Source organism: Glycomyces algeriensis (genome assembly GCF_027622855.1).
In the GTDB taxonomy this organism is placed as follows: Bacteria; Actinomycetota; Actinomycetes; order Mycobacteriales; family Micromonosporaceae; genus Glycomyces; species Glycomyces algeriensis.
This window is the reverse complement of the sequence record NZ_JAPZVR010000006.1, coordinates 60847-84140: the sequence shown is the minus strand read 5'-3', so window position 1 is coordinate 84140 and position 23294 is coordinate 60847. Positions and strand designations below refer to the sequence as shown.

The 23294-nt window shown below is 70.6% G+C and carries 17 protein-coding genes; 12 read left to right on the top strand and 5 right to left on the bottom strand.

Going from position 1 to position 23294, the window contains the following annotated elements:
• Positions 1 to 45 precede the first annotated feature (45 nt).
• Positions 46 to 1731 carry a type 2 periplasmic-binding domain-containing protein gene (locus tag O2L52_RS13040; protein ID WP_270115962.1) on the bottom strand — a complete coding sequence of 562 codons (1686 nt, stop codon included), beginning with the start codon at positions 1729 to 1731 and terminating at the stop codon, positions 46 to 48.
• A gap of 262 nt (positions 1732 to 1993) precedes the next feature.
• Here O2L52_RS13040 and O2L52_RS13035 point away from each other — a divergent pair, with 262 nt between their 5' ends.
• The 3 genes from O2L52_RS13035 to O2L52_RS13025 all read left to right on the top strand — a co-directional run bounded on the left by O2L52_RS13035 (position 1994) and on the right by O2L52_RS13025 (position 7516).
• A complete protein-coding gene (locus O2L52_RS13035; protein ID WP_270115960.1) occupies positions 1994 to 3238 on the top strand; it encodes an ROK family transcriptional regulator in 1245 nt (414 codons plus the stop codon).
• Positions 3239 to 3668: 430 nt separating this feature from the next.
• Entirely contained in the window at positions 3669 to 6530 is a 2862-nt protein-coding gene (locus O2L52_RS13030; RefSeq protein WP_270115959.1) for a glycoside hydrolase family 3 protein, read from the top strand.
• Complete coding sequence (locus O2L52_RS13025) at positions 6530 to 7516, top strand: LacI family DNA-binding transcriptional regulator (RefSeq protein ID WP_270115958.1); 987 nt, start codon at positions 6530 to 6532, stop codon at positions 7514 to 7516. Before O2L52_RS13030 ends, O2L52_RS13025 begins: the two co-directional genes overlap by 1 nt.
• An 89-nt stretch (positions 7517 to 7605) precedes the next feature.
• On the opposite strand, the gene O2L52_RS13020 is transcribed toward O2L52_RS13025, so the two are convergent.
• Positions 7606 to 8349: a M23 family metallopeptidase gene (locus tag O2L52_RS13020; protein WP_270115957.1), complete on the bottom strand. Its 744-nt coding sequence runs from the start codon at positions 8347 to 8349 to the stop codon at positions 7606 to 7608.
• A 420-nt stretch (positions 8350 to 8769) separates the two neighbouring features.
• On the opposite strand from O2L52_RS13020, the gene O2L52_RS13015 reads away from it, so the two are divergent.
• Positions 8770 to 10389 (top strand): ABC-F family ATP-binding cassette domain-containing protein, encoded by a 1620-nt coding sequence (locus tag O2L52_RS13015; protein WP_270115956.1) that lies wholly within the window; start codon positions 8770 to 8772, stop codon positions 10387 to 10389.
• 226 nt (positions 10390 to 10615) lie between these two features.
• Here O2L52_RS13015 and O2L52_RS13010 read toward each other — a convergent pair whose 3' ends face one another.
• Entirely contained in the window at positions 10616 to 11872 is a 1257-nt protein-coding gene (locus O2L52_RS13010; protein WP_270115954.1) for a hypothetical protein, read from the bottom strand.
• Positions 11873 to 11976: 104 nt separating this feature from the next.
• Between O2L52_RS13010 and O2L52_RS13005 the strand changes: the two genes are divergently transcribed.
• The 3 genes from O2L52_RS13005 (at position 11977) to O2L52_RS12995 (ending at position 14615) form a co-directional block, all read left to right on the top strand.
• Positions 11977 to 12243, top strand: coding sequence for a helix-turn-helix domain-containing protein (locus tag O2L52_RS13005; protein ID WP_270115952.1), 267 nt, complete (start codon positions 11977 to 11979; stop codon positions 12241 to 12243).
• Between the two features lie 144 nt (positions 12244 to 12387).
• Complete coding sequence (locus O2L52_RS13000; RefSeq protein WP_270115950.1) at positions 12388 to 14262, top strand: ABC transporter ATP-binding protein; 1875 nt, start codon at positions 12388 to 12390, stop codon at positions 14260 to 14262.
• 149 nt (positions 14263 to 14411) lie between these two features.
• Entirely contained in the window at positions 14412 to 14615 is a 204-nt protein-coding gene (locus O2L52_RS12995; protein ID WP_270115949.1) for a cold-shock protein, read from the top strand.
• A gap of 76 nt (positions 14616 to 14691) precedes the next feature.
• Here O2L52_RS12995 and O2L52_RS12990 read toward each other — a convergent pair whose 3' ends face one another.
• Positions 14692 to 15855 (bottom strand): TolB-like translocation protein, encoded by a 1164-nt coding sequence (locus O2L52_RS12990; protein ID WP_270115948.1) that lies wholly within the window; start codon positions 15853 to 15855, stop codon positions 14692 to 14694.
• On the bottom strand, positions 15848 to 16459 hold the full coding sequence (locus tag O2L52_RS12985) for a SigE family RNA polymerase sigma factor (protein WP_270115947.1): 612 nt from the start codon (positions 16457 to 16459) through the stop codon (positions 15848 to 15850). The genes O2L52_RS12990 and O2L52_RS12985 overlap by 8 nt, the downstream gene beginning before the upstream one ends.
• Positions 16460 to 16631: 172 nt before the next feature.
• On the opposite strand from O2L52_RS12985, the gene O2L52_RS12980 reads away from it, so the two are divergent.
• From O2L52_RS12980 to O2L52_RS12960, 5 genes are all read left to right on the top strand, one after another.
• Entirely contained in the window at positions 16632 to 17660 is a 1029-nt protein-coding gene (locus O2L52_RS12980; protein ID WP_270115945.1) for a GNAT family N-acetyltransferase, read from the top strand.
• Positions 17657 to 18694: a GNAT family N-acetyltransferase gene (locus O2L52_RS12975; RefSeq protein WP_270115942.1), complete on the top strand. Its 1038-nt coding sequence runs from the start codon at positions 17657 to 17659 to the stop codon at positions 18692 to 18694. The genes O2L52_RS12980 and O2L52_RS12975 overlap by 4 nt, the downstream gene beginning before the upstream one ends.
• An 82-nt stretch (positions 18695 to 18776) precedes the next feature.
• Entirely contained in the window at positions 18777 to 19796 is a 1020-nt protein-coding gene (locus O2L52_RS12970; protein ID WP_270115939.1) for a GNAT family N-acetyltransferase, read from the top strand.
• A gap of 60 nt (positions 19797 to 19856) precedes the next feature.
• Positions 19857 to 20882: a GNAT family N-acetyltransferase gene (locus O2L52_RS12965; RefSeq protein ID WP_270115938.1), complete on the top strand. Its 1026-nt coding sequence runs from the start codon at positions 19857 to 19859 to the stop codon at positions 20880 to 20882.
• Positions 20883 to 21137: 255 nt separating this feature from the next.
• The gene (locus O2L52_RS12960) at positions 21138 to 23273 is read left to right on the top strand and encodes a DEAD/DEAH box helicase (protein WP_270115937.1); all 2136 of its coding nucleotides are present in this window, start codon (positions 21138 to 21140) and stop codon (positions 23271 to 23273) included.
• Positions 23274 to 23294 lie beyond the last annotated feature (21 nt).

The window sequence follows — 23294 nt, the reverse complement described above, 5'->3', positions numbered from 1 at the left end:
ACGGGGAGGCCGGGGGCGACGCGCGTCGCGCCCCGGCCGGGCGTCTTAGCCGTGCAGCTTGTCGTAAGCGGCGGTGTAGTGCTCGCGGCCGGTCTCGCCGCCGTTGGTCTTCCAGGTCTCGACCATGTCCGGGATCGACGAGAGCTCGGCGCGGCCGAACGCGATGTCGTTCTGCTGGTCGGTGAGCACCTGGCCCGCGGACTTGAAGTCGGCCGGGCCCTCGACGCGCATGCCCTCGAAGATGTTGACCTCGGCGAACTCCTTCAAGGAGGCGTTGTACTCGAAGCGGGCCTGGACCATGTCGGGCGCGCCGGACAGGAACTGCTGCACGTGGCCGGACATGGTCTTGTGGTTCACCGGGGCCTGGACGACGGTGGTGCCGACCTCGTTGAAGACCGGGACGCCGTCGGGGCCGTAGGTGAAGTGCGTGCCCTCGACGCCGTAGTTGATGAGCTCGTACTCGGTGGTGCCGTAAGGCGCCGAGGCGAAGTTGCAGAAGTCGAGGAACTCCTCGACCTGCTCCTGGGAGAGGTCCTTGTTGAGGAACGTCCAGGAGTCGACGCTGGTGTTGACGTGCACGAGGGGCTTGCGGCCCTTCGCGGCCAGCGCGCCGAGCGGGGCGATGGTGCCGCCGGTGCCCTCGGCGGTGGACTGGTCGATGAACCCCTGCCACCAGGAGATGCCGTCGAGCTGGAAGACGATCGTCCCGGCCTTGTGCAGGGCCTGGCCGTCGAGGGTGCCCGAGGGGATGTCCGGGTGGACCAGCTTCTCGTCCCACAGGAGGCGGCGGAACTCGAGCCACTCGGTGTACTCGGGGCGCTCGCAGTTGTGGACGAGCTTGCCGTCGATGTACGCCCAGCCGTCGCCGCCGGCGAGGCCGAACCAGGACGGGGTGAGGTAGTCGAGCCCGCCGAATGCCCAGCGGCCGTTGGCGTCGTCGCTGACGGCGCGGGCGACCTCGATGAGCTCCTCGACCGAGGTCGGGAGGGCTTGGCCCTTCTCCTCGAGCAGGTCGGTGCGGGCGAACATCGCGTTGTTCGAGCCGCCCGAGAAGGAGCCGGGGATGGCGAAGACGCGGGCGGTCTCGGGGTCGTTGGGGTCCGTGGACCAGACCGACTGGCCCCAGGAGGCGGTCGGGAGGCCGGCGAGCAGCGGCCAGCGCTCGGAGATGTCGCCCTTGACGATGTCCGTCAGGTCGTAGAAGGAGTTGACCACCGTCTCCTGGAAGTTCGGGTGGGCGAAGAGCATCCAGGCGAAGAACATGATGCCGTCGCCGAACTCGTTGGCGTTCAGCCACTGCACGGAGGTCTCGGCGAAGGTGTTGCCGTCGGCCTGGCGCAGGTTCACCGTGGTGCCGCCGCTGGCCTCGGCGATCGCCTGGAAGTACGGGTCGTCGTTCGAGGGGGCCTCGCCCCACATCGGCACGGTGATCTCGAAGGTCCCGCTGTTGGAGGGGAGGTTCTCGATGGCCGGCACGGGCTCGGGGTAGGTGGTGAAGCCGGAGGGGTGGTTCGGCGGCTCGCCGACCAGGTCGGGCTCGACCGGGAGGGGCCATTCCTTGTACTCGGGGAGGAAGTCGAAGCCCTCGGTCGTCTGCGAGGTGCCTCCGCCCGATTCGATGTCGCTGCACGCGGCGATGAAGGGAAGGCCCGCGGCACCAGCCGCGCCGAGGCCGGCTGCCTTGAACAGGGAGCGGCGCCGGAAGATCGACCCGTCTGAGGGAGTAGCCACGATGCTGTCCTTTCGGTCGTACTGCACATGTGAGGGTCTTGCGGGGGGTCTGGCCGATAATTAGTTCGGCTATTCGATAAACTAAAGTAGCGCACGGTGGCACCCGACACAAGCCGGGGGTCAGGCGATACGGGCGCGGATTGATCACGATTCGGGAACGGCCCTTGTGGTGAAACGCTTCGCTGCGCAACGGTCAGGGACCGCCCGAGGACCGGTTGTCGCGATCTATCAGAATGAGCCGGGACATGCACAGGAGGAACACATGGCGATGCGCATAGCGTCGAAGTCGGCCGGGGCTGTCGGCGAGGAGGCGCGGGGCCGGGCCAAGCGCGCCGACTTCACCGACGTGCGGGCCAACAACCTGGGCTTCGTGCTGCGCCAGGTGCGCGCCGAAGGGCGCTGCTCCCGTGCGGATCTCGCCGCGAAGACCGGCCTCAACAAGGCCACGGTCTCCTCGCTCGTGGCCGAGCTCATCGAACGGCGCGTGCTGCGCGAGTCGGGCTCGGTCATCGGCAACATCGGCCGCCCCGCAGTACTGCTCAGCGTCGACACCGGCTACTACGCCTCGCTCGGCGTGGAAGTCAATGTGGACTACATGACGCTCGTCGCGGTCGACTTGGCGGGCAACCGGCTCCTGTCCTGGCGCCGCGCCCACGACGGTGCCGGGTCGACCCCCGGGCGCTCCGTCTCCGCCCTCGCGGGCCTCGCCAAGCGCGCCGTCGACAAGATGGACGCCGAGGGCCGCCAGATCCTCGGGCTCGCCGTCGCCGTCCCGGGCCTGATCGACAACGGGGGCGTCGTCCAGCGCGCCCCGATGCTCGGCTGGGAGGACTTCGACCTCACCGGCCGCCTGCGCCAGGCCATGCGCGACCCCAAGTACGCCGTGACCGCCGACAACGACGCCAACCTCGGCGCCGTGGCCGAGCAGCGCTTCGGCTCCTGGGCCGGGGTGTCCAACATGATCTACCTGACCGGTGAGATCGGCCTCGGCGCCGGCCTCATCGTGGACGGTGAACTGCGCAGGGGCGCAACGGGTTTCGCCGGCGAAATCGGCAACCTCCTCATCGACGTGGACGGCAGTGTCGGCCGTGTCGAGGACCTCGCGGGCATCAGCGCCGTCCTCAAGACGCTGTCCGAATCGGAGGACATCGCCGGGGCCGAGGTCGAGGCCGAGGTGGAGGACGTGGTCACCCGCGCCCGCGCCGAAGAGCCGCGCGTGCTCGAGGCCCTGGAGCGCATCGGGCGCTCGCTCGGCGCCGGCATCGCGCTCGCCGTCGACCTGCTCAACCCCGAAGCAGTGGTCCTCGGCGGCCACTACCAGGCGCTGAGCCCCTGGATCGGCCCTGCGGCCGAACGCGAGCTCGCCGCCCGCACGCACGCCTCCGGGGCCGGAGGCGCCGAGATCGTGGTCTCGGCCCTCGGGCACGAGGCCCCTGCCCTGGGCGCGGCCACCGGCATCCTCAACGACATCGACGCCGGGCGCATGCCCACGCCGCTGGGCGCCTAGGGCCTGTCCTGTGCATCAGACCGGTCGTTATCCGGCCCATTCGCCCGCTCGCTGCGTTGTCGGGGCCGCTGCATACAACACCGGTATGCAGCCGCCCCTCCGTCTTGCGAGCGAGCGAATGGACTCGGATACCGCCGCTCCCTGATGCACAGGACAGGCCCTAGCGCCTGTTTCACGATTGTTACCCCGCTTGTTTCCGCAGGTTAAACCCCTGCGGAACGGGCGAAACCCGTCAATCCCGTACGTTGTCGTACTCCACCTGGCTTGACTTGGATCACGGCCAAGGTGTAGAAATCTTGCATCCTCAATCGAAGCGCTTCGACAAGACAGTTTCCAGTTTCAGATCACGGACGTAATGCCCTGATCATCGAAGCGCTTCGACGGACGGACCCTCACAACGACAGCGACGTCCAAGCAAGGAAGTCCACCCATGAGCGACATCGACCCGCGTCCCGCCTTCCGCGACCCGAACCTGCCTCGCGCCGAGCGCGTCGCCGATCTCCTCTCCCGCCTCACGCTCGACGAGAAGATCGGCCTCCTGCACCAGTACCACCGCCCCGTCGAACGTCTCGGCATGGGCCCCTTCAAGACCGGCACCGAGGCGCTGCACGGTCTCGCGTGGCTCGGCGAGGCCACCGTCTTCCCGCAGGTGGTCGCCTTGGGCGCGACCTGGAACCCCGAGCTCGTGGAGCAGATCGGCGCGGCCGTCGCCGACGAGGTGCTGGCCTTCAACCACAACGACCCGGTCAAGGTCGGCCGCAACGTCTGGGCCCCCACCGTGAACCCGCTGCGCGACCCGCGCTGGGGCCGCAACGAGGAGGGCTACTCCGAGGACGCGGGCATGGCCGGCCTCATGGGCGCCGCCTACGCGCGGGGACTCAAGGGCGACAACGGCTCCGTGTGGAAGACCGCGCCTTCCGTCAAGCACTTCCTCGCGTACGGCAACGAGGCCGACCGCTGCACCACCTCTTCGAACATGCCGCCGCGAGTCCTCCGCGAATACGAGTTCGCCGCCCACCGCCCGGCACTGGCGAGCGGCGACGCGGTCGCGGTCATGCTCTCGTACAACCTCGTCAACGGCCGCCCGGCACACGTCACGCCCCTGGTCAACTCAGAGCTCCGCACCTGGACCGACGAAGAGGTGTACATCGTCTCGGACGCCTACGCGCCCAACAACCTCGCGAACCTCCAGGGCTACTTCGAGGACCTCCCGACCGCGTACGCGGCGGCCGTGAAGGCCGGCCTGGACTCCTTCACCCAGGACGACGAGAACGCCCGCGACGTCCTCGTCCACGTCGAGACCGCCCTGGAGCGCGGCCTGCTCGACGAGGGCGACATTGACACGGCCGTGCGCCGCAACCTCCACGTGCGCTTCGGCCTCGGCGAGTTCGACCCCGAGGACCCGTACGCGCACATCGGCGACGAGGCCGTCAACTCGCCCGAGCACCAGGCCCTCGCCCGCGAGGCCGCGGCCCAGTCGATCACGCTCCTCAAGAACGACGGGATCCTCCCGCTCGCCGGCCCGGACCGCCAGGCGCCCAAGAAGATCGCGGTGCTCGGACCGTTCGCGGACACGCAGATGCAGGACTGGTACTCCGGGACCCTGCCGTACGCCGTCACCGCCCGCCAGGCCCTCGGCGAGCGCGCCGAGGTCGTCTACAGCGAAGCCGTCGACCGCGTCCGCCTGCGCCACCGGAACGGGTACGTGACCGCCGTCGAGGACGGCAAGGCCCTCGAGATCACCGACGCCACCGGCGCGGCGGCCCAGTACGACCTGTTCGACTGGGGCGGCTGGTCCTACACCGCCCGCAACGCCGCCACGGGCCTGTACGTGGACGGCCGCCTCGACGGGACCGTGGGCGCCGACTCGGTCGGCCCGCACGAGTTCGACGTGCACGAGACCTTCCGCATCGTGGAGCTCGAAGGCGGCAAGGTCGCCCTGCAGCAGATCCACGTGGCCGAAGGCGCCGAGGGCGGCAAGTGGTACGCCCTCGAGGACGGCCGGATCGTGCTCAGCGACGACCGCGCCGACGCCGTCGAACTCGACGTCGAGCTCGTCGTCAAGGGCCACGACACCGCCGCCGAGCTCGCCCGCGACGCCGACGTGGCGATCGTGGTCCTCGGCGACCACCCGCTCGTCAACGGCCGCGAGACCGAGGACCGCACGGACCTGCGCCTGGCCAATGCCCAGGAGTGGCTCCTGAAGCGCGTGCAGGAGGCGAACCCGAATACGATCCTGGTCATGTCCTCCTCCTACCCCTACGCCGCGAACTGGGCCGAGAAGCACGTCCGCGCCGTGGCGTGGTCGGGCCACGGCGGCCAGGAGTGGGGGAACGCCCTCGCCGACGTCCTCTACGGCGACCGCGACCCCGAGGGCCGCCTCCCACAGACCTGGTACACCGACGCGGCCGAGCTGCCCGCGATGCTCGACTACGACATCGTGGCCTCCGACGCGACCTACCTCTACTACCTCGGCCAGCCGCTCTACCCGTTCGGCCACGGCCTCTCCTACGCGGAGTTCAAGTACGCGAACCTGAAGGCCGACAAGGAGAACGCCAAGCCCGGCGACGAACTCACCGTCACCGTCGAGGTCACCAACACCAGCGGCCGCGACGGAGTCGAGACCGTGCAGCTCTACACGCACCAGTGTGGCTCCCGCGTGAAGCAGCCGCTGCGCCAGCTTCGCCGCTTCGAGAAGGTCCGCCTGGCCGCGGGCGAGACCCGCACCGTGACGTTCACCGTGCCCGTGGACGAACTCGCCCACTGGGACAACGTGACCGGGCGGATGATCGTGGAGAAGTCCCGCCAGCGCCTCATGGTCGGCCGCTCCGCCACGGACATCGTCCTCTCCGCCTCGGTGCGGGTCGACGGCGAGACCGTGGGCGCCCGCGACCTCTCGCAGACCTTGAAAGCCACCGCGAACGACCTCTACGAGGGCGTCCTGTGGCGCGACGAGAACCGCACCTCCGGCGACGTGATCGCCGCCGAGGAGGCCGGCGGCTGGATCATGCTGGGCGACTGCGACTTCGGCAGCGCCGAGCAGTACCCGACGGTGACCGCCCGCGTCGCGGGCCAGGCCTCGCAGCTGACCCTGCGGGTGGACGACCCGCTCGACGGGGACGTGCTCGCCAAGATCGACACGCCCGCCACGAACGGGGTGTACGACTACACCGACGTGACGGTCGAACTGGGCCGCATCGAAGGGGTCAAGGACCTGTACGTGGCCTTCGAGTCCGGGCCCGTGCGCCTCGCGTCGCTGTCCTTCGCCGCCGAGCACGGCGGGGCGGCGTAGTGGCCGGCCGGGGCGTCACGATCGCCGACGTCGCGGCGCGGGCCGGCGTCGCGGCCAGCACCGTCTCGTATGTGCTGAGCGGGAAGCGGTCGATCTCGCCGGAGACCGCCGACCGCGTCATGGCGGCCGTGGCCGACCTCGGCTACCACCCGCACGCCGGGGCGCGCTCGCTCGCCTCCCGGCGGGCCGGGGTCGTCGCGATGATGCTCCCGCTGCGCGACGGCATGCACCTGCCGGTGCTGATGCAGTTCGCCTCGGGCGCGGTCACCGAGGCGCGCCGCCACGACCAGGACGTGCTGCTCATGACGGCCGACGAGGGCCCGGCCGGACTCGCCCGGGTCGCCGCTTCGGCCATAGTGGACGGCCTCATCCTGATGGACGTGGAGGTCCGCGACCCGCGCGTGGAGACCTTGCGCCGCTTGGGGCTCCCGAGCGTCCTCATCGGATTCCCGGCGGACGCCGAAGGCCTCACCTGCGTCGACCTCGACTTCGAGGCGGCCGGGCGGGTGTGCGCGCGGTACCTCGTCGAGCGCGGCTGCGGCGACATCGCCCTGCTCGGCGCCTCCGAAGCGGTCTACGCCCGCCGCACAGGCTTCGCCGAGCGCGTCCGCGAGGGCTTCCTCGGCCAGGGCGCCGCGCGCGCCGAGGTCTGGCCCTGCCCGGACGACGCGGTCTCCGTGCAGCGCACCGTGAAGGAGCTGCTCACCTCCAAGCCCGAGCTCACCGGCCTCGCCGTGCACAACGAGCCGGCCGTCGGGCATGTCATGCACGCCTTGGCGGACGCGGGCAAGCGCGTGGGGGAGGACTTCCACGTCGTCGTCATCGGCCCCGACGAGGTCGCCGAGCGCACCCACCCGCAGCTGCCCTCGGTGCTCGTCCCGGCCGAGACCCTGGCCGAGACCGCGGTGCGCCACCTCATGCGCAAGCTCGATGGGCTCGAGGTCCCGGACTCGACGCTGATCGAACCGCAGCTCACACTGCGCTAGACGCGAGAGAACGGCGGCCCTGGGGGAGATGTCCCCAGGGCCGCCGCACTCTATTCACTTGTAGGGAGGGAGAAAAGTCCTCAGGGGGGTCAGCCGACGTCGAGGCCCTGCTCCTCGAGCCAGGCGAGCGAGTCGATCTTCTCGCCGTCGATCAGCACCTCGAAGTGCAGGTGCGGGCCGGTCGAGCCGCCGGTGTTCCCGGAGAGGATGATCGTGTCGCCTTTGGAGACCTTGTCGCCGACGCTGACGGGGACCTCGGAGGCGTGGGCGTACCGGGTCTCGATGCCGTCGCCGTGGTCGACGTAGACCACGTTGCCGTAGCCGCCCGCCTCGTAGCCGACGTACGTCACGGTGCCGTCGCCGACCACCTTGATCTCGTCGCCTTCGAAGTTGCCGAAGTCGGTGCCGCCGTGCAGGCGGCCGTCGCGCATCCCGTAGTACGAGGTGATGCGCGCGTCCGACGGGGCGGTCCACGGGTTCGCCGCCTCAGCGGCGGCCGCAGCCTCCTCCGCAGCGACGCGCTCGGCCTCCTCGGCTGCCACGCGGGCGGCCTCCTCGGCGGCGGCCTGCTCGGCGGCCTCCTTCGCGGCCTGCTCCTCGGCCAGCCGCTTCGCCTCTGCGGCGGCGGCCTTCTCGGCCTTCTCCTGGGCCGCCTGCTCGGCCACCCACTCGGACTCCATCCCGGCCAGGACGGAATCGACCTGCCACTCGGATTGGACGACCGTGTCGTTCTGCTGCTCCTCGGCCTCGGCGGCCTGCGCAGCGGCGTTCTGCCCCGAAAGGGCGGCTAGTCCGGAGCCGACGAGGATCGCGGCGGCGAGCCCACCGTTCACGAAACGCCAACTGTGACGTTCGCGACGGATGCGGCGTCGCCTGAGTACGGCCCGAAGCCGGCGGCTGGTCACTTCTCTGCCAGCGGATTCGCTGGTGTCGTCATGTTTGCCCATAGCGCCGGGAAACCTAACAGACCCGATTTGGACAACAAGCCCACGACCAGGCGATACAACGCCGGAACTGGTCCTCTTGCGGCAGAGGTCGGCACCCCGGGGCGGCCGCGCCTCATCCGAAAGGAGGAGGCTGAACACGGAGTGTGAGCGTGCGCCTCCTCATGGTGGCTCCGACCATATCGACATGACCGTGACGTACGACGCCGCCTAAACTTGGTAGGTCTGCGGCAGTGTCGCTCGTACGACCACGCCCGCCATCTCACCGGTCGCCGTCATTTCGGCCGCCATCGCCTGAAGGAGTGCCCCATGATCACCGCCACCGGTCTCGAGCTGCGCGCCGGTTCGCGCATCCTCCTGTCCGGGGCCGATCTGCGGATCCAGCCCGGCGACAGGATCGGCCTCGTCGGACGCAACGGCGCCGGCAAGACGACCACCATGAACGTCCTCGCCGGGCTCACCCAGCCCTACGCCGGGAAGATCGAGAACAACGGCCCCTTCGGGTACCTCCCGCAGGACCCGCGCTTCGCCGACCTCACGCAGACCGCCTCCAACCGCGTCCTCTCCGCCCGCGGCCTCGACCAGCTCATCGCCGACCTCGCCAAGACCGAGGCCGCGCTCGCCGAGGTCGCCGACGACGCCAAGCGCGACAAGCTCGTCAGCCGCTACTCGCGCCTCGAAGAGCAGTTCTCCTCCCGCGGCGGCTACCAGGCCGAGTCCGAGGCCGCCCGCATCTGCTCCAAGCTCGGCCTCGAGGACCGCATCCTCGCCCAGCCGCTCGAGACCCTCTCCGGCGGCCAGCGCCGCCGCGTCGAACTCGCCCGCATCCTCTTCTCCGACGACGGCGACGGCATCCTCCTGCTCGACGAGCCCACCAACCACCTCGACGCCGACTCCATCAACTGGCTCCGCGGCTTCCTCGCCGGGCACAAGGGCGGCCTCGTCCTCATCACCCACGACGTCGAACTGCTCGACGAGGTCGTCAACACCGTCTGGTTCCTCGACCCCACCCGCTCGGTCATCGACGCCTACAACCTCGGCTGGAAGGCCTACCAGCGCCAGCGCGCCGAGGACGCCGAACGCCGCCGCCGCGAGCGCGCCAACGCCGAGAAGAAGGCCGCGACCCTCACCAAGCAGGCCGCGAAACTCGGCGCCAAAGCCACGAAGGCCAAGGCCGCCAAGGGCATGATCCGCCGCGCCGAGGAGATGCTCGACAACCTCGAAGAGGACCTGCTGCAGGAGAAGGTCGCCGACGTCCGCCTGCCGCAGCCCGCCCCGTGCGGCAAGGTCCCGCTCACCGCCAGCGGCCTCTCGAAGTCCTACGGCTCGCTCGAGATCTTCACCGGCGTCGACCTCGCCATCGACCGCGGCTCCCGCGTCGTCATCCTCGGCCTCAACGGCGCGGGCAAGACCACGCTCCTGCGGATGCTCGCCGGAACCCTCGAACCCGACACCGGCCAGGTCGAACCCGGCTACGGCCTGCGCATCGGCTACTTCGCGCAGGAGCACGACACGCTCGACCACACCGGTACGGTGCTCGAGCAGATGCAGTCGGCCGCCTCCGACTCCGGCGCGGACATCCCCGACGCGGACCTCCGCAAGATCCTCGGCGCGTTCCTGTTCCCCGGCGACGACGTGCACAAGCCCGTGCACGTCCTCTCAGGCGGCGAGAAGACGCGGCTGGCGCTGGCGAGCCTGGTGTGCTCGGGCGCGAACGTGCTGCTGCTCGACGAGCCCACGAACAACCTCGACCCGGCGAGCCGCCAGCAGGTGCTCGACGCGGTCGACGGCTTCACCGGCGCGATCGTGATGGTGACCCACGACCCGGGCGCAGTGGAGGCGCTTCGACCTGAGCGCGCGATCCTCCTCCCCGACGGCGACGAGGACCTCTGGTCCGATGACCTCATGGAACTCGTCGAACTTGCATAAGCGAATACTGCGGCCGGACTCGAGTACGGCGCCGGCTGACTCTTTCGAGTGACACGGGGGCCGCGCGGCCCCCGTTTTGTCGTACCCGGGCGGGACGCTGGGGCCTACAGTCTTTTCCCCTCTAGTGGTGGGTGGGGGCTAGTGGACGGGGTATCGGTACGCGGCCGCGAGCCGTTCATCCGGACCCCGGGCTCATCCGGACGCCGTGTTCATCCTGAAGCCGTGCTCATCCGGAGTACATGAGCACGATCGCCGCGCAGGCGCCTGCACCAGCCGTCACGAGCGGTACGCGCACGGACCGCATGCGCGGCTCGCCGGGCTTTCCGGCGCCGTTGAGGCGCGGGGCGGTCGCGGCGACGATCAGCCAGGGACACAAGGCGATCCAGCCGTATTCGGGCTGCTCGGGGTTCGATCCGCTGAGCGGCGCGATCATCAGCGCCAGCAGCGGCCCGATCATGAGCGGCCAGGCCGCGCTGGACCCGAAGCGCCGCAGGCTCTCGATGATCGCCGGGCCGCACGCCACACCCACGAGCGCGGGCATGAGCGCGAGCCACCACAGCTGGCCCGGGTGCGCCGCGATCTCGCCGATCGCCGCGTTGTAGGTGTCGACGAGCCCGTACGGCCACGAGTTTCCCAGGGCCGCAGCCAGTCCGAGCACCGTCAGTGCCGAGGCCGCGGCGGTGAGGATCTGCGCGGACCGGCGCCGCGCGAAGAAGATGCAGAGCAGCGAGACCGCGAACCAGGCCGCGCCGTAGGAGAGCAGCGCCGCGATGCCGAGCATGCCGCCCGCGGCCGCCGCGCCGAAGAACGCGTCCGCGCCGCGGACCTTCCGCTCCGAGACGACCGCGCCGCACGCGAGCACGGCCGCGCAGGCGGCCGCGGAGATCCCGTCGATGCCGAGGGTGGTCCAGGCCGCCCACGGGCCGAGGATGAGGATCGGTGAGAGCGACCGGGCCGCGACGGGTCCGGCCACGCTCTTGACCGCGACGAGCGTCAACGGCACCGCCAGGCACGAGATCGCGATCACCGTGATCGCGAGGCCCGCCTGCGAACCGGTGTAGGAGACCAGGAGCGCGATCGCCCGCCGCGCGCCGGCGGTGGCCGTCGTCATCGTCGTCGGGTCCACATTGGTGTGCAGCGCCGCCGACCAGGTGATCGAGGCCAGGTAGGCGAGCACCAGCAGCGTGTTCCAGGACATGCGCGCCGCCATGGGCCGCGAGGCCACGGCGAGCACGGCCGCCGCGGTGAGGGGCGCGACCACCATGCCGGCGGTGACGTGGAACTGGAGGTTCTGCGCGGGCCACCAGGGGAGGGTCGAGGGGCCGACCACTTCGGAGGAGGTCTCGACCGCGACCGACGCGAGGGTCAGCGTCGCCACCAGCAGCGTGATCCAGATGCCGATGTCGCGCACCCGGCCGTGGCGGTGCCGGGCCGGGGCGAGGGCCTCGAGCCGGTCGGTGAAGGAGGTCTGCGGTGCGGTCACGTTACGAAACTATCGGGTATCCGACACAAGCGACCGCCGGGCGAGAAAACTCCGGCAAACTTCACAACGCACCTTCATTACCCTCCGTGCATAGGAAAGGACACATGGCACCAGAGGTTCCACCCCGCAGCAGTGGTGCGTCCGGCCTCCCCCCGGCCGAGTCCACCAGAACCGACCCGAACCGGCAGGTCCGGGGCGTCGAGCGCCGCGAGCTCACCGAGTTCGTGAGCGTCGAGTACGAGAAAGGGCAGAGCATCCGGGACATCGCCTCAACCATAGGGCGCTCCTACGGCTTCGTGCACCGGCTCCTCGCCGAGTCCGGCACCGAGCTGCGCACCCGGGGAGGCGCCCGCAAGGGCCCGCGGAAATAAAACCGGCGGGGCACGGCGTTGAGGGGTCGACGAGAAATCAGCTCCAGCCCAAGCCCACCCCCGCTCCGCCTTGCAGGCAGACGACGAGCGCGGCCGACGAACGCACTTGGGCACACCTGAACAACAGGAGGCCCAGTGTCATCGATGGGACCTGCCGGATGGGACGCCATGCGCTCCATGCGGCGCGCGGACGACCTCAAAGGCGTCAAACTCTCCCGCGGCGTGAAGCGCCGCATCCTCCGCTTCGCGAGGCCCTACCGGCGCGACATCGGGTTCTTCATCGGACTCGTGACGCTCATCGCCGCGATCGGCGTCGCCACCCCGGTGCTCGCCGGCGACATCGTCAACGAGCTGACCGGCGCGAACGGCACCCAGCGCGGGGTCGTCACGATCGCCGCCATCATCGCCGGGCTCGCCGCGGTCGAAGGGGTGCTCAACCTCGCCATGCGCTGGTACGGCGCGAAGCTCGGCGAGGGCATCATCTTCGACCTGCGGCGGGTCGTATTCGACCACGTCCAGTCGATGCCGGTCGCGTTCTTCACCCGCTCGCAGACCGGTGCGCTGGTGTCGCGGCTGAACAACGACGTGATGGGCGCGCAGCGGGCGTTCACGAGCACCCTCTCCGGGCTCGTCTCGAACGGCATCGCGGTCGCGCTCATCATCGGCGTCATGTTCTTCCAGTCCTGGCAGATCACGCTGCTCTCGCTCGTGCTCGTCCCGGTCTTCATCATCCCGGCCAAGTGGGTCGGCCGCAAGCTCGCGGCCCTCACCAAGGAGGGCTTCGACCTCAACGCGGCCATGAACACGCAGATGGCCGAGCGGTTCAACGTGGGCGGCGCGATGCTCGTCAAGCTCTTCGGGCGCCCCGCGACCGAGTCCGCCGAATTCGCCGACAAGGCCGACCGGGTGCGCGGCATCGGCATCACCACCGCGATGTACGCCCGCACCTTCATCGTCGCGCTCACCCTCGTCGCGGGCCTCTCGCAGGCCCTCGCGTACGGCCTCGGCGGCGCGCTCGTGTTCGCCGGGCAGCTCAGCGCCGGCACCGTCGTCACCCTCGCGCTGCTGCTCACGCGCCTGTACGGCCCGCTCACCGCCCTGTCGAACGTGCGCGTCGACGTGATGAGCGCGCTCGTGAGCTTCCAGCGTGTCTTCGAGGTCCTCGACCTCCAGCCGCTCATCCGCGAGAAGGAGGACGCCCGCGAGCTCCCCGCCGGCGCCGCCTCGATCAACTTCCGCGACGTGCGCTTCCGCTACCCCGGCGCCGACGAGGTCTCCCTTGCGAGCCTGGAGGACCTGGCCCGGCCGGACCGCTCGGACAACGGCCGCCAGATCCTCGACGGCGTCTCCTTCGCGGTCGCCCCCGGCGAGCTCGTGGCGCTCGTCGGCCACTCCGGAGCCGGCAAGACCACCACCGCGACCCTGGTGCCGCGCCTGTACGACGTCACCGAGGGCGCGGTCGAGGTCGGCGGCATCGACGTGCGCGACCTCAGCTCGGCCTCGCTCGCCGCGCACATCGGCATGGTCACCCAGGACGCGCACCTGTTCCACGACACCGTGCGCGAGAACCTGCGCTACGCCCGGCCCGACGCCGAGGACGAGCAGATCTGGGAGGCCCTCGACCGGGCCCAGATCGGCGACACCGTGCGCCGCCTCGAATCCGGGCTCGACACGGTCGTCGGCGAGCGCGGCTACCGGTTCTCCGGCGGCGAGAAGCAGCGCCTCGCGATCGCGCGCGTCCTGCTCAAGGCCCCGCCGATCGTGATCCTCGACGAGGCCACCGCGCACCTCGACTCCGAGTCCGAGGCGGCCGTCCAGCGCGCCCTCGACTCGGCCCTGGAAGGCCGCACCTCCCTGGTCATCGCCCACCGCCTCTCCACCGTGCGGCGGGCCGACAGGATCGTCGTCCTCGAGGACGGGCGCGTCGCCGAGTCGGGAACGCACGAGCAGCTGGTGGACCGCGGCGGCCTCTACGCCGAGCTGTACAAGACCCAGTTCGAGGGAGCCGGAGTATTGTAGAGTGCAGCAGCCGGTTCGGAGTATTACTCACCGAATGGGTGAAAGGCCAGCAATGGCAGCACGCACAGGCCTCGCCGCCGCAGGCCGCGCCGCTCTCGCGGCGCGGGTGAAGCGCGGGTCTGACGATCGAATCGCAAGGAAACGCAATAATGGCGCAAGGCACTGTCAAGTGGTTCAACTCTGAAAAGGGCTTCGGCTTCATCGCTCCTGATGGCGACGGACCCGACATCTTCGTTCACTTCTCCGCGATCTCCGGCAGCGGCTACCGCTCGCTCGAAGAGAACCAGCGGGTCGAGTTCGATGTGGAGCAGGGCAACAAGGGCCCGCAGGCCGCCAACCTGCGCGCGCTCTAAGCCGATCGGCCGAAGCCGCTGCCCTTCACCATGAAGGACAGCGGCTTCTTTGCTGCGCGGGGTCAACCGGCCGGGGTCAGCCGGTGTAGTAGCCCCGCAGGATCGTCCCGCCCGAACTCTGGCCCGGCAGCGTCAGCGTGTCCGCGACGCTTCCGTCCACGTCCATGAGGGTCAGCACGATCTGGCCGTACTGGTCGTCGCAGATGATCATCGAGCCGTCGGCGAGGAACGCCACGTTCGGGTTCTCCGCGTCCACGGGCAGTTCCAGTTCCTCACCCGTGGCGGTGTCCACGTACCGGTCGCAGCGGGTCGGCTCCACGTGCCCGGAGGCGCCCGCCTCAGAGTCCTCGAAGTGCAGGCACGCTCGGCTCAGGTCCGCGGAGACCGACGACAGCCCGGCGAACCCCTCCTCGGTGATCCACGCGTCGGAGCCCGCCAGCTCGACCCGGCCGCTCCCGTCGGGCCGCATCGCGACCGTTCCGTCGACGCTGACCAGGAACTCCCCGTCCGCGGTCCATCGCGGCGAGCACCCGACCTCCGCGGGAACCGCCGAGACGGCCCCGGTGGCGACATCGAGCACGTAGCCGGTGTTCTCGGGGTCCGCGCGGTTCAGCACGACCCGGTCCGAATCAGGCGACCACGAGGGCGTGCAATACATCGTCCAGATCTCCAGCCCGTCGAGCTTCTCGCCGGTGAGGGTCGCCAGCGTCCCGGTGCACGCCTCGTCGCCCCCGACCGCGAACCGCTGCCCGTCGGGCGCCACGGCGTACTCCCCGTCCTGCAGGACCTGCACCGGCTCGTCGCCTTCGAAGCGCACGAAGACCGGGTCCGCCTCCGCGCCGTCCGAGCGCACCTCGAACACCAGCCCGTCGGGCAGCGCGTCGAGACCACCCATCGAATCCGAAGGCCCCCAACCGGACCAGTCCTCGGGTACGCCGCACCCGGACGCCTCGTCGGCAGTGGTCTCCACCTCCTCGGGCGTCGTCGCCGGATCGGTCGGCGCCCCGGTCGCGTCCCTGGTGGCATCGTCCACAGGGGGCGTCTCGACCCTGTCGCGGTCGATGATCGAGGCGGTCGCCCCGCCCGCCATCGCCAGTCCCGCGACGACGGTGATCGCGACCGCGGCGAGCCGCCGCCGCGTGATCGTCCGGGCCCGCCGGTACGCCCCGGCTGCCAGGTCCCGGGAGGGACCCTCGTCGCCGGCGATGCCCTGCAGCACTTCGCGGATCGAGTCAGGCATTGGCCTCTCCCCTCACGTTCGCGAATTCAGACTCCCAGCGCGCCAGGTGCGTGCCCGGATCGCCGCCGATCACCAGTTCGGGGAACCCGTTGCGCAGCCGCCGCAGTCCCCGCTGCACGCGGGCGCGCAGCGTCGTCACCGGGCAGTCCAGGATCGCCGCGGCCGACGCCTCGGTCTGGTCCTCGAAGTACCGCAGCACGATCGCGGCCCGCTGGGTCGCCGGCAGCGACAGCAGCGCCGCGTGCACCGCCAGCCGCAGGGCCGTGTCGGGCTCCTCGTCCGCCCGCTCCGGCACGGCCTCGGTCGCGACCTCCGCGACCTTCGACCGCCGCCAGATGCTCACATGCAGGTGGTACATCGTGCGCCGCGTGTACGCCTCGGCGTTCGCGGTGCGGTGCAGCCGCTTCCACGACCGCCAGGTGCGGGCGAGCGCGTCCTGCACCAGGTCCTCGGCGAGGCCCCGGTCGCCGGTGAGCAGGTACGCCGAGGCGCACAGCGCCCCCGAGCGCGCCCGCACGAAGTCCTCGAACTCGCTCTGCCTCGTGGGCGCCCCAGGCGGTGGGGGACCCGGCGGCTCCCCTGCGGGGACAGACGATCCGGTCACGGTCGAATCCGTTTCTATAAGGGAAATACGGTGGAGATACCTGTAGAGACGGGAAAACCGCCACGGCTCCGCATCGTACGAACGGCCGACCACCACCTGACCGAACGGACAGGTCGCCGGCACCCACCGATATCGGTTTGAGACCATCGCCCCCACCCGGCACACTGTCCCAGTGGAAATCATCGAAATGGACCCCGAAACCCCCGGACTCGTGGCACAGGCGTTCGCCGTCCTGACCGCCGCCCACGGCGCGGACACCCCCGAGAACCCCGCCCCCGTCGAGCGCTTCTTCAAGACCCTCTTCACCCACGCCTTCCCCGGCCGCGAGAACCACTGGTTCGCCTGCGTCGAGGACGGCGCCCTCCTCGGCCACACCCGCCTCACCTTCTTCACCGACGAGAACCGCGAACTCGCGATGCTGCGCTTCAGCGCCGTCCACCCCGACCACCGCGGCCGCGGCATCGGCACCGCCCTCCTCGACCACGCCGAGCGGTTCAGCGCCGAGCACGGCCGCACCACCGTCCTCACCAGCGCCCCCGTGTACTGGGGGCACGGCCCCGCCCGCGACGAGGGCTTCGCGCGGCTCCTCGAATCCCGCGGCTACGGCAAGGCCCTCACCACCGTCAACCGCCGCAGCCCCGTCGACCCCCTCGGGCCCGAACGCGAGGCCGAGCAGTACGCGAAGGCGCTGGCCGCCGCCGGTGACGCCTACGAAGTGCGCCAATGGGTCGGCCCCGTCCCCGACGACCTCCTCGACACCATGTGCCGCATGGAGACCATGATCATCAGCGAGATCCCCCTGGGGGAGATCGAGATGGAGGTCGAACAGGTCACCCCCGAGAAGCTCCGCGGCCGCGAAGCCGTCTACGCCGCCGAGGGCCGGGTCATCTCCCACGCCGTCGCCATCGAGCGCGCCACCGGCGAGATCGTCGCGTGGACCGAGGTCGCCGTCGACGAAGGCGAGTACCGCGACGCCCACCAGGCCATCACCATCGTCGACCCCGGCCACCGCGGCCACCGCCTCGGCCTGCTCCTCAAACTCGCGAACCTCCGCCAGATCCGCGACCGCTTCCCGCACGTCGAGTACATCTGGACCGACAACGCCGACGTCAACGCCCCCATGATCGCCATCAACGAACTCCTCAACTACACCACCATGGACGCCAACGCCGAGTACCAGCTCAAGCTGGAGGCGCGGTGAACCAGGAAGGTCCGGCGGACCTGCAGATCCGCCTCGTCGACCCGGCCGACGAGCCCGCTGTCGACCGCGCCCACGCCCTCCAGGAAGCCGTGCGCGCCTTCGACCACCCCGAGACGGCGCCCGAAGGCCGCCGCCGGTTCGGCGGATTCCTCGCCCAACCGCCGCAGGACACGCAGGTCCACTGCTACCTCGCCGAGATCGCCGGCACCGCGGTCGGCGTCCTCGTCATGCACCTGCTGGGCAAGGAGAACGCGCACTACACCGAGACCGAGCTGGCCGTCCACCCCGACCACCGCCGCCGCGGCGTCGGCACGGCACTGCTCGACCGCCTCCTCGAAACCGCCCGCGACGAGGCCCGCACGGAGGTGGTCGTCCTGGCCCGCACCGCCGTCGAGGACGGCCCGGCCCGCGACGAGACCGGCCCGCGGTTCCTCGAGCAGCGCGGCTTCACCGCCGCCCTCACCGAGATCGACCGCAGCCTCCGCCTCGACACGGTCGACCCCGCCGCCGAGACCCGCCTCTGGAACGAGTCGATCGGCGCCGCCGCCGACTACGAACTCGTGTCCTGGACCGGCCGCACCCCCGAGCAGTACCTGGAAGGGCTCGGCCGCATCGACTCCCAGATCTTCACCGAGATCCCCCTGGGCGAGGTCGACCTCCGCCCCCGCGTCATCGACACCGCGTACGTCATCGCCCGCGAGGACCGCGCGGAAGCCCAGGGCGACACGATGATCCGCACCGTCGCCGTCCACCGCCCGACCGGCGAGATCGCCGCCAACACCGTCATCTACCTCCACGGCGACGAACCGCACGCCCGCCAGGCCATCACCATCGTCGACCCGGCCCACCGGGGCCACCGCCTCGGACTCCTCGCCAAACTCGCCAACCACCGCCAGCTCCGCGAACACCGCCCGGAGGTCACCACCGTCTGGACCGGCAACGCCGACACCAACGCCCACATGGTCGCCATCAACGACCTGCTCGGCTTCCGCCCCGTCGACGCCCGCGTCTGCTACCAGCGCAAGCTCACCTGACCGACCCGTCGGGCCGGGCATCCGCCCGGCCCGACATCGATTGCACCCCAATCGAGTGCACCGCTCCTCCTATACTCGCCCGATGGACATCGCCGAGATCGGACCTGACGACCACGCCCGCACGACCGAGGCCGCGGGACTCGCCGCCACCGTCAGAGCCGCCGACGCCCCCGGCGGCCAGCCGATCATCGCCGCCGCGTACGCGGCCGCCATCGCCCATCCCGAGCCGGGCCACAACGTCCGCCACTTCACCGCCGCCATCGACGACCGCGTCATCGGCTACCTGCGGCTCGACGTCGCCCCCGACAACCCGCGCACCGCCTCCGGGGAACTCCTCGTCCACCCCGCCCACCGCGGCGAAGGCCACGGCACCGCCCTCCTCGACCACGCCCTCGCGATCTGCCGCGCCGAGGACCGCGACACCCTCACCTTCAGCGCCATCCGCGCCCTCGACGACGGCCCCCAGCGCTCCGGCGACGGCACCCGCTTCCTCGAACACCACGGCTTCACCCTCGCCCTCGACCTCGTGCGCCGCCGCCTCCCCGTCCACACCCCCGACGACGCCGCCGAAGCCCGCCTCCGGAACGAGGCGCTGGCCGCATCCAGCGACTACGAGGTCAGGAGCTGGACCGGCCCCGTCCCCGACGACCTCCTCGACGCCATGTGCCGCATGGACGCCATGATCTTCGCGCAGGTCCCGATGGGCGACCTCGACATAGCCCCGGAGCAGGTCGACCCCGCGCGGTTCCGGGCCAAGGAGGCCGCCACGGCCGCCCACCGCATGACCCCCGTCCACACCGTCGCCGTCCACCGCGCCACCGGCGAAGTCGCCGCGCACACCCGCAGCGACGTGTACGACGTCCCCGAGGCCCGCCACGCCCACGTCCTCATCACCCTCGTCGACCCGGCCCACCGCGGCCGCCGCCTCGGCCTCCGCGTCAAGCTCGCCAACCTCCACCACCTGCGCGAACACCACCCTGACGTCACCGAGCTGTGGACCGCGAACGCCGCCTCCAACGCCCCGATGATCGCCATCAACGAGCGCCTCGGCTACCAGCCGGTCGAGCGCATCGGCATCCACCAGCGGACCGTCGACGCCTGAGCCGGCGCCGAAACCGATATTCGGTTGCCGCAGGTCACCGCGGATGTCCACACTGACGGAATGGAAATCATCGAACTCGACCCCGCTGACGGCGACCTCGTCTCCGGCGCATTCGACGTCATGACCGCGGCCCACGCGGTCGACCACCCCGAGAACCCCGCCCCGCACCGGGCCACCTTCGTCGCCGGCCTGAGCTACCCGCCGCCGGACGAGGACGAGGCCCACTTCGTCGCCGTCGAGGACGGGCAGGTCCGCGCCCTGCTCGGCATCGGCATGCCCAACCGCGGCAACCTGCACTTCGCCTGGGCCTGGATCATCGTCCACCCCGAGCACCGCCGCAAGGGCATCGGCTCGGCCCTGGTCGACACGTACGTCGCCTACGCGCGCGGGCGCGGCCGCACCGAGCTCACCCTCGACACCCATATGAGCTGGGAAGGCGGCCTGGAGCGCTCCAAGGCCGGCCAGCTGTTCAACGAGCACCACGGCTTCAAGCTCGCGCTCACCTGGATCAACCGCCGCTGCGCCGTCGACGCCCTCGACGCCGCCACCGAGCAGGCCCTCCTCGAGAAGGCCGAAGCCGCCGCCGGCGACGAGTACGAGGTCATCTCGTGGATCGGGCGCACCCCCGAGGAACTCGTCGAGACGATGGCCCGCATCGACTCCACGATCCTCGCGGAGGTCCCGCTCGGCGAGCTCGGCCTCGAACCGGAGACCATCGACGCGGAACTGAAGAACGCCAAGGCCGACCGCAACGAGGCCATGGGCATGAAGATCGTCCAGACCGTCGCCCGCCACCGCGGCACCGGCGAGGTCGTCGCCAACACGTGCGTGTTCATTCACGACGACGGCGAGTTCCCGGACGCCTACCAGGGCATCACGATCGTCGACAAGGACCACCGCGGCCACCGCCTCGGCCTCCTCCTGAAGATCGTCAACGTGCGGCTCGTGCGCGAGAACTTCCCGCACATCCGTGCCATCTGGACGGACAACGCCGACGTCAACGCCCCGATGATCGACATCAACGTGACCCTCGGGTACGAGATCGTCGACGCCGGCGGCGAGTTCTCGCGCAAGTTCGAGGCCTGAACCGAGTAGGACCCGCCCGGAGATACGGCCTCGAAATGGTGTCTCTAGGCACAAGACGACCGCGGAGGTGGCGAGCCCCCTCCGCGGTCCGCTATTGTCAATAGCTGGCCCTCATAGTGGCCCGATCAGGCGCGTCCCGCCCCATCACCGTCGGCTCATGGTGAATCAAAACTCCGCGGAACGTGCGTCACTTTACGAAGTCGTTCTCGCGGAAGGCGAACCATGACTCTTGACCAAACTGTGCCCGATGCTGCCATGAATGAATCCGACATGGCGCTCGAAACCCTTGAAACCCCCGAAACCACCGACGCCCAGGCCGTCGAAGCCGCCGCCGTGACCGAGGCTCCCGCCGTGGTCGCAGCCGCCGCCGAGACCGTCGAGGCCGTCGAGCTCGAGACCGCTGCGGTGGTCGAAGCGGCCGCCGAGACGGCTCCCGCCGCGGAGTTCACCGTCGAGGCCGACGAGGTCCCGGCCTACACCGGCCCGTCGTTCGAGGAACTCGGCCTGCCCGAGAAGATCACCGCCGCACTGGCCGAGCAGGGCATCATCACGCCCTTCCCGATCCAGGCCGCGACGATCCCCGACGCCCTCGCCGGGCGCGACATCCTCGGCCGCGGCCAGACCGGCTCGGGCAAGACCCTGGCCTTCGGCCTGCCGACCCTGGCCCGCCTCGCCGCGGGCGGTCGCACGAAGGCCAAGCGGCCCCGCGCGATCATCCTGACCCCGACCCGCGAACTGGCCATCCAGGTCGCCGAGTCGCTCCAGACCTTCGGCGACGCCGTGGGCATCGACATGAAGGTCGTCTGCGGCGGTACGGCATTCAACCGCCAGATCGACGCGCTGCGCTCCGGTGTCGACATGCTCGTCGCCACCCCGGGCCGCCTGCGCGACCTGATCCGCCGCGGCGAGTGCTCGCTCGACTCCGTCGAGCTCGCGATCCTCGACGAGGCCGACCAGATGGCCGACATGGGCTTCCTGCCCGAGGTCGAGGAGCTGTTCGACATGCTCCCCGTCGGCGGCCAGCGCATGCTCTTCTCCGCCACCCTGGAGAAGGAGATCGACGTCCTGGTGCGCAAGTACCTGCAGGACCCGGTCACCCACTCGGTCGACCCGTCGGCCGGCTCGGTCACCACCATGACCCACCACCTGCTGCTCATCGGCCCGCGCGACAAGGCCACGATGACCGCCGCCGTCGCCGCCCGCCCGGGCCTGACGATGGTGTTCGTCCGCACGCAGCTCGCCGTCGACCGGATCGCCGAGGAACTGCGCGAGCAGGGCGTCAAGGCCGAGGGCCTGCACGGCGGCATGTCGCAGGTCGACCGCTCCAAGGTCCTGGAGCGCTTCAAGAACGGGCGCCTCGACGCCCTCGTCTGCACCGACGTCGCGGCCCGCGGCATCCACGTGGACGGCGTCGACATGGTCCTCCACGTCGACCCGCCGAAGACCCACAAGGACTACCTGCACCGCGCCGGGCGCACCGCCCGCGCCGGCCAGTCCGGGCACGTCGCGACCCTGGTGCTCCCGCACCAGAACCGCAGCATGTTCAGCCTGATCGAGCGTGCGGGCGTGGAGGCCCAGCGCCACCACGTCGGCGACAACTTCGACACTGAGCTGGCCGCGCTCATGGGCGCCCGCAACTTCACGGACCTCCGTGCGGTGGCGGCGGACCACCAGGCCTCGCAGAACGACGCCGAGGCCGCCCGCCTCGAGCAGCAGATCCAGCGCCTGAAAGAGGACGCCGAGGGCCTGCGCGCCCAGGCGGCCCGTCTGCGCGAGCAGGCCGAGCGCGAGATCCTCGACCCGCCGAAGCGCCGCGAGCGCGACGACCGCGGCCCGCGCCGCGATCGTGACGACCGCGGTGGCGGCGAGCGCCGCAGCGGCGGCTACCAGGGCAACCGTGGCGGCGGCTCCGGCGGCGGCTACCGGGGCAACCGCGAAGGCGGCTCCGGCGGCGGCTACCGCGGGAACCGCGAGGGCGGTTCCGGTGGGGGCTACCAGGGCAACCGTGACGGTGGCGGCTACCGCGGCAACCGCGAAGGCGGCTCCGGCGGCGGCTACCAGGGCAACCGCGAAGGCGGGGGCTACCAGGGCAACCGCGATGGCGGCGGCTACCGCGGCAACCGCGAAGGCGGCGGCTACAGCGGTGGCGGCGAGCGTCGCAGCTACGGCGACCGCGACAACCGCGGCGGCGGCTTCCGAGGCGGCGACAACCGCAGCGGTGGTTACAGCGGCGGTGGCGAGCGCCGGAGCTACGGCGACCGCGACAACCGCGGTGGCGGCGGCTTCCGCAGCGACGACCGCGGCACCCGCAGCGGTTTCCGCGGCGACGACCGGGGCAGCCGTGAAGGCGGCGGCTTCCGCGGCGACCGCGAGCGTCGCGACCGTTGGTAGTCATCAGCGCGTCGGATAACA

Coding starts and splice junctions, on each gene's coding strand:
- O2L52_RS13035 (WP_270115960.1), top strand. CDS start 1,994: ATGGCGATGCGCATAGCGTCGAAGTCGGCCGGGGCTGTCGGCGAGGAG.
- O2L52_RS12960 (WP_270115937.1), top strand. CDS start 21,138: ATGAATGAATCCGACATGGCGCTCGAAACCCTTGAAACCCCCGAAACC.
- O2L52_RS13030 (WP_270115959.1), top strand. CDS start 3,669: ATGAGCGACATCGACCCGCGTCCCGCCTTCCGCGACCCGAACCTGCCT.
- O2L52_RS13005 (WP_270115952.1), top strand. CDS start 11,977: ATGGCACCAGAGGTTCCACCCCGCAGCAGTGGTGCGTCCGGCCTCCCC.
- O2L52_RS12965 (WP_270115938.1), top strand. CDS start 19,857: ATGGAAATCATCGAACTCGACCCCGCTGACGGCGACCTCGTCTCCGGC.
- O2L52_RS13000 (WP_270115950.1), top strand. CDS start 12,388: ATGGGACCTGCCGGATGGGACGCCATGCGCTCCATGCGGCGCGCGGAC.
- O2L52_RS13015 (WP_270115956.1), top strand. CDS start 8,770: ATGATCACCGCCACCGGTCTCGAGCTGCGCGCCGGTTCGCGCATCCTC.
- O2L52_RS12995 (WP_270115949.1), top strand. CDS start 14,412: ATGGCGCAAGGCACTGTCAAGTGGTTCAACTCTGAAAAGGGCTTCGGC.
- O2L52_RS12990 (WP_270115948.1), bottom strand. CDS start 15,855: ATGCCTGACTCGATCCGCGAAGTGCTGCAGGGCATCGCCGGCGACGAG.
- O2L52_RS12970 (WP_270115939.1), top strand. CDS start 18,777: ATGGACATCGCCGAGATCGGACCTGACGACCACGCCCGCACGACCGAG.